The sequence below is a fragment of the Flavobacterium sp. genome (assembly GCF_052437795.1).
Lineage (GTDB): Bacteria > Bacteroidota > Bacteroidia > Flavobacteriales > Flavobacteriaceae > Flavobacterium.
The window spans coordinates 112,954-128,265 of the sequence record NZ_JBQVPA010000001.1; the positions used below are offsets into that span (position 1 = coordinate 112,954).

Below are 15,312 nucleotides of genomic sequence, written 5' to 3' on the forward strand. Positions count from 1 at the left end.
CGCCAGTTATGCGGGTTTAAAGGAGCAGGTTCTTATCTCTACCCCCTCCAATTAGGATTTCCATTATAAATGCCATGATCTGACAGCAATCCTTAAAATAAGTGATTTATGTTTTAGTAAAATACTATTTAAAGTCGGAGATACGTTATGATTCAAATGTTTCGTTAGTAAAACACTTTTAACACTTGTATTATCGGGACTTTTGCGACGGCGCAGGAAAAATCAATTTTGTGGGAACTTATAGTGATGTCGTTATGCAGCTTACAATTAATGCTGGTAACACATTTGTCATAAATCAAGCGAGAGCAGGGGTACTTGGAAGATAGAGGGTAAAGAAGTCCTGCTGAATCCGCACCTGGAAAGAAGGATTCCTGTAATTGGTTTACAGAGAAGTATCTCGCTGACATAGATTCTGTCAGTGTTAGGATAAACTACATTATCGAAACGTACGATAATGAAAAGCTGATTAGCAGAACTCCGATGCCTTTTGAACGCTTTACTATTTACATCCAACAGATAGCGCAACTATCGGAATCTTTTACATAACCCCCAGGACATGGAATGCCTTTTCGGGCAAACAATTGCAAATGCTTATCTCCTGGATTCCCTTTCTAATACCTACGTCGCCAAAGCCGGAAAAGTTGAGACAATTGGCATTAATCCTATGGATTTGAAGACTATGCAAAACTTATTCCTAAGGATTTAAAATCCAATTATTTTGAAATAACGGTAGTCCAGTCCCTGGACGCTGACCGCAGGCCAGAAGGGAAGAAGATGCGGGTAAAAGGGTGAGAAGCTTATTATTATGAACATGCAGGCAAATTCAATCTCCTAACGCCACTATGCCGCGTAAAATAGCAAGGTGCAAACTATACCGCTGATAATCAAAATTGTACTTAGAGAAGTTAAGAGCGTTAACTATGGTTGCGATAGAAATACTTCTAGTTACCAAGATATCATGCTCTGTATTTTAATTGCCGGGCTCGCCAAGAATCCTGAAAAGTTCTGCGTTCGAACCTAAAAAGCGGTTCTGCAGCGCAATTTGCGACAATTTGGCGCTCACGACATTGTTTTCCCTTGCATTAATAAGAAAAATAGAGCTTTCGCCGAATGAAAACAAGCGTTCTTCAGACTGGAGCATACTAGTATAATCATTTACAAGTTCATCCGCAATTTTTCGCTGATCAGCCAGTGATGCTATTTCTGTACGTTGCGCAATTAGCTTATTTTTTATTTCAAGCCTTGCAAGGTCAAGGTCAAGCATGCCATCCTGAACTTTTATTTTAGCCAACTTCAATGCGCCGCGTTCCTTTCTGAGAAAAAGCGGGAAGCTGAAATTAAAACCTATCTTGTAATCTTCAAGCCTGTAGTTGTCAATATATGAGGGCTCTGAAAGGTAGTTGTAGCTTAGGTCAACCCTCGGCAGCAGGAGGTTTGCTTTGTAACGGCGGTCTATATCCAGAATGTCAACCTTTCCCTGCAGTGCAAGGACCTTAGGATGGCCATCAAGCGAGTCGGTCACCTCTAGGGCCGGGTCAATGCCAAGGGCTTGCGTTATGCCGGCCTCAATAACATCCTCAGGCACGACATCCTGCGACAGTTCCAACGGTACATCATCGAGCCAAAGGAAATTAGAAAGGTCAAGCCGTGCCTTGGCAAGCTTAAGTTGTGCCTCGGTAAGGGTAAGCCTTCTGTTCTTTACGGTTATACCTGCCTCTACGCTGTCAATTGCGGGCTTATCGCCGGCCTCAATGAGCTTTCGTATTCCGGAATAACGGTCAGAGGCAAATTTGAGGTAGGTATCGTAAAGCTGAACTTCGCTATATGCCCTCTTCCAGTTGAAATAAGCGATTGATGCTTCATAAATAGCATGGGTCACCTGTAGCTTGCGTTCGGCTTCACTGAGCTGTAGCTGCACTTTGGCTTTGCGCAGGTCAGCCATTCGGTTATTAATCAGCAGTCCCTGCGCCAGCGGAATGCTTATGCCAAGGGATGTAAGGCCACGGTTCGGCGTTGTATTTTGCGGATTCACGTAAATGCCTTCACTGTTGTCGAATGCGGCTTTGAGTTCTATGCCATACCAGGTGGGTATCTTGAAGCTGCTATTTAACAATGAATAGTATTCTGTACCCTTAAACTCCTTCTTGTCGTAATCTACTTCGATTTTCGGGTCAAATGCGCCTCGGGCGGCCATCAGTCCTGCCTGTGCGCCGCTTATCTGCAGGTTGGCCTGACGGACCACAGGATGGTATTTCTTTACGTAACCAAGGTATTCGTTAAAACTCAGCTGCTGCAACTGCTGTGAATGGGCTGTCTGCCACGCAATGGTTATAAGAATTATGTAGATAAAGTGTTTCATTTACCTTTTTCTTTAGTATTATCTTCGCCGGACTTATAGTAATTAGGGGGAAAGCCGTTCAGCGTCCTCCATATCTCAAACCAGACAGGAACTGTATCCAGGAGCGCTATGGTCTGTGCCCCTGCACCAATGCTGAGCTGTTTCGGCCATGGCGCCTCGTTCTTATCCGGTGCAATGAGCACCCGGTATTTCCCGTTAGGGCTGATGAAGTTTTCTATGGCAACAACGCGGCCGCCAAAAGTGCCGTAGGACATGTCCGGCCATCCTGAAAATACTATTGTTGGCCAGCCATCAAACCATACACGGATTTCATCTCCTTTTTTGAGCAGCGGCAAATCTATTGGCCGCACATAGGTTTCCACTGCTATATCATATGCCGAAGGCATAATGCTCACAATTGGTGTGCCTTCCTTAATAGTTTCTCCAAGGCCTGATTGCAGCGCCCTGTTTACATAGCCGCTTTGAGGCGCCTTAATATAATACATACCGTTGCGTATGCTATAATTTACATACTGGTTTTCCAGCTTATTTACCTGGGCTTCAGTATCAAATTGGCTGCTGAGCGCCGTAAATTTATCGCTGCTGGATTTTGAAATCTTTTCTGAATACTCAGCTGTGATTCTGTTAATCTCCACCTTTGCATTAATTAGTTCATTTCTGGCAGTAAGCAACTTGTTCTCCTGCGTTATGATTTTCGCTTGTGCATCTTGTAGCTTAAGCCTTTTTTCCTCGACATCGGTAAGCGGCTTGAGTCCTTCTTTGTTGAGCTGTACAGAACGTTCATATTGTGTAGTTGCTATCTTCAATTGAGTCTTAACCGCTTCAAGGTCAATGCTGTCACTCATTACCTTAAGCCGGGACTGACGGATCTTATTGCGGCCCTGCTGAATCTTAAGATTTTTTTCGTTATCAATTGCAGACATCTGAGATTCAAGGGCCTGAACCTTACTGTCATATGATTTAACCGCATTTTTTTTGGCATCTACCTGCTGTTTGGTGTTGCTTACCAAATTGGGGTCAAAATAATCTTCCTTTACTTCAGAAATGAACAATATTGTATCGCCTTTTTCTACATAATCGCCCTCATTCACATACCATTTCTCTATCCGGCCGGCAATAGCCGTATGAATGGTTTGGGGGCGTTGTTCCGGACTGAGTGTCGTAACAGCTCCTGTTCCTGATATATTTTGTGTCCAGGGAAGAAATAAGAATAAAAGGGCCAGCAGGCATAAGCAGGCTATAATCCTGTTCAGAATTTTATAGTGCGGCCTTTCTGACAACTGCTTTATGGTGCTGTAATGGGCTACGGCTTCCAGGCGTGCCTTTTTATTATTTGAGATATTGAGCATAGCTATTCGATTTTGTCTTCTATAATCTTTCCTTTATCCATCGTGATTTGTCGGGTAGACCTTACCTGCCAATGCGGATTGGCCGAAGACACTATGACTGTCCAGGGGTTTTTTTCGTCAAAAATAAAATCAATCAATGCACTTGCGGCATCAGCGTCCATCCTGTCAGTGGGATCCTCGTAAAAAAGTATCGATGGCCTGTGTACGATGCTGCGTGCCAGGAGAATCTTTTGGGCGTTGGACGAAGAGAGCTGCTTGCCTTCGGGAAATATCTTTGTATTGAGGCCATCAGGCAGCGTCTTGACGAAGTCGGTCAACTGCACCGAGTTTAGCGCCCACCTTATATCCTCCTGGTGTATAGCAGGATTGTTAAAGGTGATATTCTCCAAAATCGTACCCTCAAATGGTGTCTCGCCCTGGATAATGCTGCCGATTTTTGACCTGTAGCCCGCGTTGTCTATCTTAGTGAAGGTGTCGTCGTTGATGAAAATGCTTCCTGAGGTCGGCTGCAGCAAGCCTGAAAGCAGTCGGATCAATGTGGTTTTTCCGGATCCATTAAAGCCCTTGAGCACGATTTTTTCGCCGGGCGTTATCTTGAGGCTGATATTCCTGATTACATCTTTTTCTGCCCCTGGGTATCGGAACCTGATATTGTCAGCTTCGATAGTTACCTGCTGTTGATCTGCGGTGGTTGCCGATGGGGTGCTATCCTCAATGTCCATATCCGCTACCTGTCCAATCTTTTCTGTGGCAGTCAGTACATCATAAAATGTTTCCAATCCTAGAATAATCTTTTCGACCGAGTTGATAACCAAAAGTATTATGATTTCTGCGGCAACAAACTGTCCGATGTTCATCTGTTGCCCCAGCACCAGGTAACCGCCGATAAGCAATAGCCCTGCTGTAATTATGACTTTAAAGATAATGAGTTGCGTAAATTGTCGCCTGATAATACTGAAATGCTTTTCACGGTATTCAAGGTAACTGCTTACGAGGGAGTTGTTTTTTTCCAGCGCGTAGTCAAAATTCACACGCGTCCGGAATGATGAATTGTTGCGTGCGATTTCCTGCAGCCAGTCTGCTGCCTGATATTTATACTTCGATTCGCTTAGGCTTGTCTCGAGGCCCGGCTTGTAGGAAAACCTGAATATCATATAAAGGAGTATTACCAGCAGGATACCGAATAATATAAAAAACGGATGGTATAGGGAGAGCAGTATGATGCCAAAGCCAATCTGCAGCAATGCGGCAGAGAAATCGATCAATAGCTTTGACACCCCCTTTTGTATGGTAAGAGTATCAAAGAAGCGGTTGGCGAGCTCCGGCGGATATACGTTGTTGTACAGCTCGTCAAAACGTATTTTCGGAAGGCGGTACGCAAATTCGAAAGAAGAGCGCACAAAAATCTTCTGTTGGAGGTTTTCAGTGATCCGCAGCTGCATCAGCGAAAGCAGTCCCACAAGCCCTACACCTGCTACAACCACTACAATGAGCACTATCCAGGAGACACTCACCCTTCCGCTTTGGATAAAGTTGATGATGGCCTGAATTCCTAAAGGAAGCGAGAGGCTTATCAGCCCTGCAAAAAGTGCATAGAAGAATATCTGATAGACATCTTTCCTGTCAAGCTTCAAAAGGCTGAAGAATCGTTTTGCGGGTGTCATGTTATTTGGTGATAAAGGTTGCTAGATGTAGGTAGAAATCGGTGGGGCTAACTTTCTCGCTGCAATCGGTAATCGTCTTGAAATGATCCTTGATGAAGTGCTGGTGCAGCGATCCTTCAACAATACCCGATGCGAAGCTTTTCGGGTAGGGAAAATCGGGGTTGATTTCTGTGATCATGTCCACGATGCGGTTCACGACTCGCTTGTAGATGAGGAAAAAACCTTCTTTATTCTCTTCGTCCACCTCTTTCGTAAGGAAGGTCTTAGTGAATTCGGCAATGATGATTCTATTGAGCACTGACTCGTCAATATAGTCGGTCGTGGCATCATCCTTAATTTTTTCAGTAACTAATGTGATCGCCTTGCGGAGCTTTTCAGACGGGTCGGCAATATTGGCCGTTGCGAACACGATACGGTATTCCATCCAGCTCCAGTACCATGAGGAAAGGTATACCAGTAGCTTATGCTTATTTTCAAAATACCGATATATGGAACTCTCGTTGGAACCTATGCGCTCGCCTAGCTTCTTGAAAGTAAAGCCGTCGAAACCGATATCGTCCATAAGGGCAATACTTTCCTTAATGATCTTTCGGCCCAGTGCGGAGGTTTCAGGGTCCTTGATATAGATTTTCGGGTTGACCTGTATCTTTATATTTGCAAGTAACGTCTTCATTTGATGAAATATTTAGCGCAAATATAATAGTAATACTATCAATTTTGAAATTATGTTTATTATTTAACGTTTGTTGAACCATTAAAATTTCTCATACCAATCAAAATTACTTCTGATTATAGTGTCTTTATAAACTGCGAGATGTTCAAGATATGCCGCTCCTACAGGTGAATGCTTTTTACCCTTCATCCAGATCAGGCTCCACATTGTCGTAATAGGCAATCCCTTCGCTGATATTACCTGCAGGTCTTTGTTAAACAATTCATTCTTAATCCCAATAAGAGGCATTATAGAATAACCTATGCCTGCAATGACTGCCTGCTTTACAGCCTCATTGGAGGTAAGCTCCAGTTTTTTAAGGTAGCGTATGTCGTTGCGCGCCAAAAACTCACTCATCGTGTGCCTTGTGCCTGAACCCTCCTCCCTGAAAATGAGCGGTAGTTCGCTAAATAGCTCTTTTGTAGTCTTTCCATGTATTTGTTTTTCGGCATTCCCTACCAGAAGAAGCTTATTTTTTAAAAGGTCAAGCTTTTCAATGTCCATTTTTTGGGGAAGTACCGAAACTAATGCGAAATCGACATCATTGCCTGCGAGGCTTCTCAGGACCTCCCTTTTGTTCGTAACATCCATAGTCAGCTCCACGCCAGGATTGGCTTTCAGAAAGTCGGATAGGAAATAGGGCATTACGTACTTACCTGTTGAAACGACCGAAAGGGTAAGCCGGCCGCTGAGCTGGCCTTTAAAAGCTGCTGCCTTGTAATTAATGGCATGCACCTGCGCAATTATTGCCCCGGCAGCTTGGGCTACTTCAGCGCCAAATGCAGTAATATAAATATTTCTTCCTATGGTTTCCGTTAGCGGTATGTCAAATTGGGCCTGGAAATTCTTCATCTGTATCGACACGGCGGGTTGTGTGAGGTGCAGTTCCTCGGCAGCCTTCGTTATGCTTTGGGTCTGGGAGACCTTAAGGAATATCTGCAATTGGTTGAGGGTATAATTCATAAAATATTTTTATGTATTTCATTTCAAATATAAATAAAAATATATGATTCAACCAAAATACATTTGTCCCTGAAAATCCTAAATAACTTTTTATGAAGAGAATTACTGTAGCGAAAGGAGACGGCATAGGCCCGGAAATCATGGATGCGACACTTTCAATTATTATGACGGCAGGTGCCAGGATTGAGGTGGATGAGATCGAAATCGGCGAGAAGGTTTACCTGAGCGGTAACACAGCCGGTATCGCTAAGGAGTCATGGGATGTGATACGCCGAAATAAGGTTTTCCTGAAGGCGCCAATCACCACGCCCCAGGGGGGCGGTTACAAGAGCCTGAATGTTACTACTCGTAAGTTTCTCGGCTTGTACGCAAATGTGCGCCCCTGCATAAGCCTGCATCCATTTGTTCAGACCAAACACCCGGTCATGGACGTAGTGATCATAAGGGAGAACGAAGAGGACCTTTACGCAGGCATCGAGCACCAGCAGACCGATGAGGTTGTGCAGTGCCTTAAGCTTATCAGCAGGCCGGGGTGCGAGAAGATCGTCCGTTACGCTTTTGAATATGCCAGGCAATACGGCAGGAAAAAGGTCACCTGCTTTACCAAGGATAATATCATGAAGCAGACTGACGGTCTTTTCCATAAAGTATTTGATGAGGTGGCCGCTGAATATCCGGAAATTGAGAACGAGCACTGGATTGTTGATATAGGTGCGGCGAAGATGGCCGATACGCCGGAAGCCTTTGACGTCATAGTGATGCCAAACCTTTACGGGGACATCCTCTCGGATGTTGCGGCCCAGATCGCCGGCTCCGTCGGCCTGGCAGGTTCTTCCAATATTGGCGCCGAATGCGCAATGTTTGAAGCCATACATGGTTCAGCCCCGCGAAGGGCAGGGCAAAATATGGCCAACCCATCCGGGCTGCTACAAGGTGCGGTATTGATGCTGACTCACATCGGGCAGACGGATATTGCCGAAAAAGTACAGAACGCATGGCTAAAGACCATAGAGGACGGTATCCACACTTATGACCTGTACAAGGAAGGCAGCAGCAAGAGGCTGGTGGGGACCAAGGAATTTGCTCAGGCCGTAATTGCCAATCTGGGACAGCAGCCCATGCAACTGCGGAAAGTTAATTACGCAAAAGACAAGGCGATTGTCCTTCCGGACTACAGGCGCAGGACACCAGCCATCAAAGATCTTTGCGGGGTTGACCTGTTCCTGCACTGGCTTGGAGCGGACCCCGACGAGCTCGCCGGTAAGGTCATGGCAATTGAGAACAATGGCATACAGCTGACAATGATCACAAATAGGGGAATCAAGGTTTGGCCGGAAGGGTTTAGTGAGACTTTCTGCACTGACCATTGGCGCTGCCGCTTTAAGCCTGCTGATGGTGGAAAGATGGCAAAGAGCGCCATAATCAGGCTGCTTGAGCTGGCAGAAAAAAACGAACTGGATGTTGTTAAAACTGAAAACCTGTACAGATTTGATGGAAAAGATGCTTACTCGCTCGGACAGGGGCAATAAGATAGCAGCCGCCCGCCGGAATCCGCTGACAGCCGCTATACTGCTATTGATCATTGGGACATCTTTGCTGGTGTCCCTCCCAGCGGGAAATTCCGCAGAGGCAGACGGCCTGTTACCATGTCTTTTGATCCTACATTGTTGTCTAATACGAAAATACTACACGAAAAATGTCAAAATTTAAACTTATAGAAGGCACTTTTACAGTTGCCGAAGCCAAAGAGCTCATACTTGCGCTCCTGGAATACAAGATCAATTTCCACAGCAGGGAAAGTTTTGGAAGCGAAATCCGTAAAGGCCATACCGATGAACGTTCCTTGAAGCGAAAAGAGGAACTGTTGAAAACCAGGAATCAATTTCTTGAAAAAATAGCCGCAATGGATCCAGCTGACACTGTTGCAATCACCGCTGATATAATGATTATCTGATGTTCAGGGGACGCAAGCTGCTTATCGTGACAAAACACGGGAAAGAAAAGGTCATAGCCCCGTTAGCCATGCAGAGGCTTGGCGTAAGCTGCATCGTAGCCCAAGCGTATGACACCGATACCCTTGGCACTTTCACCGGAGAAATTGAAAGGCAGCAGGATGCCCTGGCCACTCTCAGGCGGAAGTGCCACGAGGGTATGGCCTTATACGGGCTGGACCTTGCCATTGCAAGCGAAGGCTCCTTTGGCCCCCATCCCACATTGTTTATAGCGCCGGGTGACGATGAGCTCATCATGCTGGTAGACCTTGTTAACGGTCTGGAGATAGTGGCACGGGAACTGACCGTGGATACCAACTTCGGCGCATCGCGCATCACAAGTTTAGAGGAGCTCGACACCTTCCTTTCCCTGGCTAAGTTCCCAAGCCATTCAGTAATCTTGCGAAAGTCCGAAAAAAATCTTCACGGAATCGTAAAAGGTGTCAGCGACCCTGAAGAGATGGCAAGGCTGGGGAAGCAGTACCTGAACAAGTATGGAAGGTTTTACATTGAAACCGACATGCGAGCCATGCATAACCCCAGCCGGATGCAGGCCATCGCCCGTGCTGCCGGTAAACTTTTCGATAAAGCGCTGTCCCTGTGCCCGTCCTGCAGTGCGCCCGGATTTGGTGTTACCGATGTGCGGCCGGGGCTTCCCTGCAGCGCGTGCCGATTTCCCACGGCATCAACGCTGAGCCATGTCTATTGCTGCGCAAAATGCAGCCATACAGAAGAAGTCAGGTATCCCAAGGGGAAAGAAACCGAAGAACCAATGTATTGTGATATGTGCAACCCATGAGAAAAACTACTGTCACCACTGACATATCAGAAGCCGCAACGCAGCTTCTTGAAGGCGGGATAATCGGATTTCCGACTGAGACAGTCTATGGCCTTGCCGGCATTATCGATTCGGAGACTGCAATCAGCACCATTTTTAGAGTGAAAGGCCGTCCCTCTGACAATCCGTTGATAGTGCATATTGCCCATCCGTCCCAGCTTGATGATGTAGCTGCAGAAGTGCCGGAACTTGCATGGCAGCTCTCCTCTGCATTGTGGCCAGGGCCATTGACGATGCTGCTCAAAAAGCGCAGCTCCATTCCCGACGCAATTACCGCGGGGCGGGAAACTGTAGCAGTACGGATGCCGGCTCATCCGGCAGCATTGGCGTTGCTATCAGCTATCGGCCAGCCCGTTGCTGCCCCAAGCGCTAATCCTTTCGGCTGCATCAGCCCCAGCCAGGCGCAGCATGTGCTTAAATACTTTGACGGAAAAATCCCGCTCATCCTTGATGGTGGTCCCTGCCAAGTAGGCATAGAATCCACTATTGTGGGCTTTGATGGCCCTAATATTATCATATACCGGCATGGAAGTGTCACTGCTGCGCAAATTGCCGCCGTAACCGATGCCAGGTGCATTTATAAGCAATCAGGCCCAAAGGTGGTCGCCCCGGGGATGTTTCCAAGGCATTATGCGCCCGTAACGCCACTGCTTTTCTCCAATAACATCCAAGAGCTTGCTCAACTGCACAGCGGTAAGAAGATAGGGCTTTTGCATTATGGCGAGCACTTTTCCAGCAACGATATTGTGGCATCCTACTCGCTGAGCTCCTCTGACTCTATGGAGGAGGCTGCAGCCAACCTGTATAGCGCCCTTCATAAGCTGGATAATTATGGGCTGGACCTTATCCTGGTGAAGGAATTTCCAATGGAGGGTATCGGAATCGCGCTAAATGACAAACTGAAACGGGCATCATACCAACAATGATATGGATATAATAATCAAAGATGCCTGCATAATAAACGAAGGATCCCGGAAGGTAGCCGACCTCTATATCCGTAAAGGGAGAATAGAGGCTATCGGCGAGGGTATTTCACAAAGGCATAAGGTACGGGAGATTGCTGCTCCCGGCATGTATCTTCTGCCGGGGCTGATTGACGGCCATGTCCATTTTCGTGAGCCGGGTTTCCCTGAAAAGGGCACTATATATTCCGAATCACGGGCAGCAGTGGCAGGAGGGATAACATCCTTTATGGATATGCCCAATACCAATCCTGCAACCCTTACCACCGCGTTGCTTGAGGAAAAATATAAGCGGGCAGCGGAGTCATCGTTCTGCAATTACTCCTTTTTTATGGGCGTCTGCAAAGACAATCTTGACCAGGCGCTAAGGGTGGACAGCCAAAGAGTGTGCGGGATAAGCGACGATGGACTGTATTTCGGGATGAAAGATGGCATACTTGCCGGGGACCCCGAATTTGTCGACAGGCTATTCTCAAGGGCGGAAACGCTGGTTGCCTTGCATAGTGAAGACGACTGGGTAATCCGCCGGAATACTGAACAGTACCTGAGATTATATGGAAAGCAGATACCTATCGCGTGCCACCCGCTGATACGAAGCAGGGAAGCATGCCTCAAGGCGACGGAAATGCTGGTCGCTACTGCGACCCGGCACTCTACCCGGCTACACCTTCTGCATATATCGACTGCTGATGAGGCTGCCCTGTTCCCAAACACCATTCCCCTCAGGCAAAAGCGCATTACAGCTGAGGCCTGCACCCACCACCTTTACTTTAACGATGCCGATTACGGTACCCTTGGTGCCAGGATCAAATGGAACCCTGCTATTAAGTCAGAAAATGATAGGAAGGCGCTCCTGGCTGCCGTTGCCGACAGGCGGATCGATACCCTGGCAACCGACCATGCACCGCACAGCCTGAGGGAGAAGAGCGGTGATTATTTCGAGGCGCTGTCAGGCGGGCCGCTCGTGCAGCATTCCCTTGCTGCACTGCTGGAACTGGCGGGCCGGGGCGAGATCACGCTGGAGGATATCGTTACCGCGACCAGCCATAATGTTGCAGAGTCATACAGGATAGTGGATCGCGGCTATATCAGGGAAGGATATTTTGCAGATCTGGTACTGGTGAAACCTGATAGCCCTTGGTTAATACAAAAAAGCAATATTCACTACCAATGCGGCTGGTCACCATTTGAAGGCACGACATTTCGTAACCGGGTGCAGTACACCTTAGTCAACGGCAGGGCCATGTTTGATAACGGCAAATTTTGTCTGCCTCCACAAGGCGAACGCCTGATATTCGAAAAATACCGATAACTAAACTATATACCTATGAATCTAAACCTGCTTATTGAAAACCTTACTAACCCGGCATTGCTCTTTTTTGTCTTGGGCATCATTGCCGTTTATGTAAAGAGTGACCTTGAGATACCACCCAATTCCTCCAAATTCATATCGCTGTACCTGCTTTTTGCAATAGGGTTTAAAGGCGGGCAAGAACTTTCGCATGAGGCTTTCACTGCAGAGATACTCTGGTCAATGGCCTTTGGCCTGGCAATGGCCGTGATAGTACCGGTTTACCTGTTTTTTATATTGAAACAAAAATTTAATATAGCCGATTCTGGTGCCATTGCCGCTGCCTACGGCTCGGTAAGCGCCGTAACATTCGTAACGGCTGCCACGTTCCTGGAAATGAAAGGCATGGCTCTCAGCGGACACATGGTAGCGATTATGGCGCTGATGGAATCCCCTGCGATCATCGCCGGCCTGCTGCTGATATCCATTTTTAGCCAAAAGGAGCGTACCACAGGGAACAGGGCGGTGCTCCGCCACTCGTTGACCAATGGCAGCGTCCTGCTGATCCTGGGCAGCCTTTGCATCGGTTACCTGGCAAGTGCGGAGCAGGCCCAGGGTATTAAACCCTTCACCACAGACTTGTTTAAGGGCTTTTTAGCCATATTTTTATTAGATATGGGCATAGTAAGCGGAAAGAAGATAAATACGCTATTCAAGGAAGGGTGGTTTCCGTTCGCCTTCGGTATTCTGGTGCCCCTGGTTAACGGTTCCATAGTTGCAATTGCCAGCTCGTTAGTGACGGCAGATACTTCAAACCGGTTTATTTTCGCAGTATTGGGGGCAAGCGCATCCTATATCGCTGTTCCTGCGGCCATGAAAATTGCCGCGCCAAAAGCTAACCCGGGCATTTATCTCCCAATGGCACTAGGAGTCACCTTTCCGGTTAATATCACCATTGGTCTGCCACTGTATTTTTATTTGGCGGATAATTTTATGAGTTAAAATAATAGTAATCAGATAAACTATGCAGCTAATTCCCATTGACAAGATTAAAATGGATGAGAAGAAACTTTATCAGATTTCTCTAATAACAAAGTCTATTTACAGGCTGATAATTTATAGCCGCTACCATACAGATGATGACCTGCTTGATACCTATACTGAAGGTATCCACGACCTGAAAGAGTTGCTGGGTATAAAAAATGCGCAAATGGAAGCACAGGACGAAGAGGAAGCAGGAAGGTACCTCAAGGACTTGAAGATTGCGGTTGACTTTGTCATTAGTGAGATTACTGCCCATATAAATTTTACATCTCCAACGCAGATGTTCCAGTTATTGCGCCTGATTTCTCCGGAAACTAATGCCGTGCACCCTAACAGGTATAGAAGTTCTACTGTGCAGGTCGGCGCGCATCTGTGTCCCGAACCAATGCTACTGCCATATCTTATGGAGGAACTCTTTTACAGGATTGATACTATTTCAGACCCAGTCATCAGAGCAATTTACTTTCACCACGAAATGATCAGGATACATCCCTTTTCAGATGGAAATGGGCGAGTAGCCAGGATAGCAAAAAATTGGATGCTGATGTACGATTTGTATCCACCGATTTACATAAATGATCCGCACGAGAAAAAAGAGTATACTGAAACCCTCGCTAGTAGTTTTAAGGCACTGTCAACTGCTCCTGAACAATGGAATGATTATACTTCGAAATTTTTCAGGCAAGAGCTTGACCGCCTTTTGTCGAACTTATTATGGTTATACGATCAGATTAACGAAAAAGGTAATATCAGGTCCTCCCAAGCTGGGAGCGATACTACCTCTTTTATGTAGCATCGCAAGGTTCAAGTTAATTTTACTATCTTTGACAAAAATTATATCGTTCTTTAAATCAACTTGATACGCAGGTCGTAGTTGTGGCAATATCGTGGCACGGCTGTTCTAAAAAATAAAAAAACCAGCATTTATGCGGGTTTCAGAGGTGGGGTTCGACTCCCATCTTCTCCACACAATAAAAGCCTGTAATGCGAATTACAGGCTTTTCTATTTTACTAGACTAAGATGCTAACTGAACTATATCGTCTAATGCAGCCTTTGGTTTCGAAACCACTCGGTATTAGTCCGTAAACATAATTAGTATGACGTTTTTTGGATCGTGTCTTCGGTGGTAGTAGGAGAGGGCTTTTTTACGATCAGCATTCGCTCAGGAGGTGTAGATGACAGGTTTCCGTATTCATCAACATAAGCCATCATGCTGTCCAATCCCTTACCTTTATTATTTGTAAGCTTCCTTTCCTGCTTTTTTAGATCTTTTTGTTTTTTCCTTGTTGCATTTTTTTTATTGTTTTCTTTTTTATGAAAAGAGTCTGGCATATATGTATATAATTTTAAAGTGTACAATTTGAATAAGAGAAGCATGTGATCCTGCAGCCTGATATTGCTATGGATCCTAAACGTTCCCGATGTGTGGTGCTAAGCTTGAGTAATGCCTGGTGGAAGTGCTTATGGCATTAGGCCGGTTTAACCGATAGACCTGACAAAGGTACGAAATTATTTGAAACAATTGTCACTTAGCCTATTGATCCCGAATGTTTAGGATTACAAATGTCTATTAAGGTAAAGTTAATCCCGAATGCTTGAAGATATAGAATTTTTAATTTAGGGTAAGCCATTCGGAAACTTGCAGCAATTGATACGATCATGAATATAGTAAAGATAGCCATAGCCGCATTTTCAGCGACAAATATTATGACAACTTTCAGCTACCTGTTGTCGGCCGGCTTCAAAAAACTCTTCAGGGAACCCGTCATGATGACCTATATCCTAAAAGGTTTTGGCATCCGGCTTACAGGAAAATGGCATAAGGTTGGCGGATGGTTGGCGCATTATTTTATTGGATTGATAATGGTTCTTTGCTATGAGGCCCTATGGCGCTATACCGGGATCAGTTTCGGTTTTTTGTCCGGGATAATATTTGGTGTAGTGAGCGGCCTTATTGGCATAGCTATCTGGAGAGCCATTTACCTGACTTCGATACATGACGACGTTTCACGCCGATCCTATTACATCCAGCTGTTCTTCGGACACATTATTTTTGCATGTGCGGTTGTTATTGCTTTTAAAATATTTAAATATGACCCTGTATCAAAAATTGAGTCTTATTTATAAGACGCATTACA

14 protein-coding genes are annotated in these 15,312 nt (G+C 45.8%); 8 read left to right on the forward strand and 6 right to left on the reverse strand.

Annotation, left to right across the window (positions count from 1 at the left end):
- Positions 1-970 precede the first annotated feature (970 nt).
- The 5 genes from ACT6R0_RS00590 to ACT6R0_RS00610 form a co-directional block, all read right to left on the reverse strand.
- The gene (locus tag ACT6R0_RS00590) at positions 971-2,359 is read right to left on the reverse strand and encodes a TolC family protein (protein ID WP_444650328.1); all 1,389 of its coding nucleotides are present in this window, start codon (positions 2,357-2,359) and stop codon (positions 971-973) included.
- A complete protein-coding gene (locus tag ACT6R0_RS00595; protein WP_444650330.1) occupies positions 2,356-3,708 on the reverse strand; it encodes an HlyD family secretion protein in 1,353 nt (450 codons plus the stop codon). Before ACT6R0_RS00595 ends, ACT6R0_RS00590 begins: the two co-directional genes overlap by 4 nt.
- Positions 3,709-3,710: 2 nt before the next feature.
- The gene (locus ACT6R0_RS00600) at positions 3,711-5,372 is read right to left on the reverse strand and encodes a peptidase domain-containing ABC transporter (protein WP_444650332.1); all 1,662 of its coding nucleotides are present in this window, start codon (positions 5,370-5,372) and stop codon (positions 3,711-3,713) included.
- A 1-nt stretch (position 5,373) separates the two neighbouring features.
- A complete protein-coding gene (locus ACT6R0_RS00605) occupies positions 5,374-6,045 on the reverse strand; it encodes a TetR/AcrR family transcriptional regulator (RefSeq protein WP_444650334.1) in 672 nt (223 codons plus the stop codon).
- A gap of 81 nt (positions 6,046-6,126) precedes the next feature.
- Positions 6,127-7,047, reverse strand: coding sequence for a LysR family transcriptional regulator (locus ACT6R0_RS00610; RefSeq protein ID WP_444650336.1), 921 nt, complete (start codon positions 7,045-7,047; stop codon positions 6,127-6,129).
- A gap of 92 nt (positions 7,048-7,139) precedes the next feature.
- Between ACT6R0_RS00610 and ACT6R0_RS00615 the strand changes: the two genes are divergently transcribed.
- The 7 genes from ACT6R0_RS00615 (at position 7,140) to ACT6R0_RS00645 (ending at position 13,966) form a co-directional block, all read left to right on the forward strand.
- Positions 7,140-8,576 (forward strand): NADP-dependent isocitrate dehydrogenase, encoded by a 1,437-nt coding sequence (locus ACT6R0_RS00615; protein WP_444650338.1) that lies wholly within the window; start codon positions 7,140-7,142, stop codon positions 8,574-8,576.
- Between the two features lie 167 nt (positions 8,577-8,743).
- The gene (locus ACT6R0_RS00620) at positions 8,744-9,001 is read left to right on the forward strand and encodes a hypothetical protein (protein ID WP_444650340.1); all 258 of its coding nucleotides are present in this window, start codon (positions 8,744-8,746) and stop codon (positions 8,999-9,001) included.
- Entirely contained in the window at positions 9,001-9,837 is an 837-nt protein-coding gene (locus ACT6R0_RS00625) for a DUF6671 family protein (protein ID WP_444650342.1), read from the forward strand. Before ACT6R0_RS00620 ends, ACT6R0_RS00625 begins: the two co-directional genes overlap by 1 nt.
- A complete protein-coding gene (locus ACT6R0_RS00630; protein ID WP_444650344.1) occupies positions 9,834-10,802 on the forward strand; it encodes an L-threonylcarbamoyladenylate synthase in 969 nt (322 codons plus the stop codon). Before ACT6R0_RS00625 ends, ACT6R0_RS00630 begins: the two co-directional genes overlap by 4 nt.
- 1 nt (position 10,803) lies before the next feature.
- Complete coding sequence (locus tag ACT6R0_RS00635; protein ID WP_444650346.1) at positions 10,804-12,150, forward strand: dihydroorotase; 1,347 nt, start codon at positions 10,804-10,806, stop codon at positions 12,148-12,150.
- A gap of 15 nt (positions 12,151-12,165) precedes the next feature.
- Positions 12,166-13,131 (forward strand): sodium-dependent bicarbonate transport family permease, encoded by a 966-nt coding sequence (locus ACT6R0_RS00640; RefSeq protein WP_444650348.1) that lies wholly within the window; start codon positions 12,166-12,168, stop codon positions 13,129-13,131.
- A gap of 22 nt (positions 13,132-13,153) precedes the next feature.
- Complete coding sequence (locus ACT6R0_RS00645) at positions 13,154-13,966, forward strand: Fic family protein (protein ID WP_444650350.1); 813 nt, start codon at positions 13,154-13,156, stop codon at positions 13,964-13,966.
- Between the two features lie 300 nt (positions 13,967-14,266).
- Here ACT6R0_RS00645 and ACT6R0_RS00650 read toward each other — a convergent pair whose 3' ends face one another.
- A complete protein-coding gene (locus ACT6R0_RS00650) occupies positions 14,267-14,506 on the reverse strand; it encodes a hypothetical protein (RefSeq protein WP_444650352.1) in 240 nt (79 codons plus the stop codon).
- Between the two features lie 327 nt (positions 14,507-14,833).
- Between ACT6R0_RS00650 and ACT6R0_RS00655 the strand changes: the two genes are divergently transcribed.
- Positions 14,834-15,301, forward strand: a complete 468-nt coding sequence (locus ACT6R0_RS00655; protein WP_444650354.1) for a hypothetical protein — start codon at positions 14,834-14,836, stop codon at positions 15,299-15,301.
- Positions 15,302-15,312 lie beyond the last annotated feature (11 nt).

Coding starts and splice junctions, on each gene's coding strand:
- ACT6R0_RS00590 (WP_444650328.1), bottom strand. CDS start 2,359: ATGAAACACTTTATCTACATAATTCTTATAACCATTGCGTGGCAGACA.
- ACT6R0_RS00595 (WP_444650330.1), bottom strand. CDS start 3,708: ATGCTCAATATCTCAAATAATAAAAAGGCACGCCTGGAAGCCGTAGCC.
- ACT6R0_RS00600 (WP_444650332.1), bottom strand. CDS start 5,372: ATGACACCCGCAAAACGATTCTTCAGCCTTTTGAAGCTTGACAGGAAA.
- ACT6R0_RS00605 (WP_444650334.1), bottom strand. CDS start 6,045: ATGAAGACGTTACTTGCAAATATAAAGATACAGGTCAACCCGAAAATC.
- ACT6R0_RS00610 (WP_444650336.1), bottom strand. CDS start 7,047: ATGAATTATACCCTCAACCAATTGCAGATATTCCTTAAGGTCTCCCAG.
- ACT6R0_RS00615 (WP_444650338.1), top strand. CDS start 7,140: ATGAAGAGAATTACTGTAGCGAAAGGAGACGGCATAGGCCCGGAAATC.
- ACT6R0_RS00620 (WP_444650340.1), top strand. CDS start 8,744: ATGTCAAAATTTAAACTTATAGAAGGCACTTTTACAGTTGCCGAAGCC.
- ACT6R0_RS00625 (WP_444650342.1), top strand. CDS start 9,001: ATGTTCAGGGGACGCAAGCTGCTTATCGTGACAAAACACGGGAAAGAA.
- ACT6R0_RS00630 (WP_444650344.1), top strand. CDS start 9,834: ATGAGAAAAACTACTGTCACCACTGACATATCAGAAGCCGCAACGCAG.
- ACT6R0_RS00635 (WP_444650346.1), top strand. CDS start 10,804: ATGGATATAATAATCAAAGATGCCTGCATAATAAACGAAGGATCCCGG.
- ACT6R0_RS00640 (WP_444650348.1), top strand. CDS start 12,166: ATGAATCTAAACCTGCTTATTGAAAACCTTACTAACCCGGCATTGCTC.
- ACT6R0_RS00645 (WP_444650350.1), top strand. CDS start 13,154: ATGCAGCTAATTCCCATTGACAAGATTAAAATGGATGAGAAGAAACTT.
- ACT6R0_RS00650 (WP_444650352.1), bottom strand. CDS start 14,506: ATGCCAGACTCTTTTCATAAAAAAGAAAACAATAAAAAAAATGCAACA.
- ACT6R0_RS00655 (WP_444650354.1), top strand. CDS start 14,834: ATGAATATAGTAAAGATAGCCATAGCCGCATTTTCAGCGACAAATATT.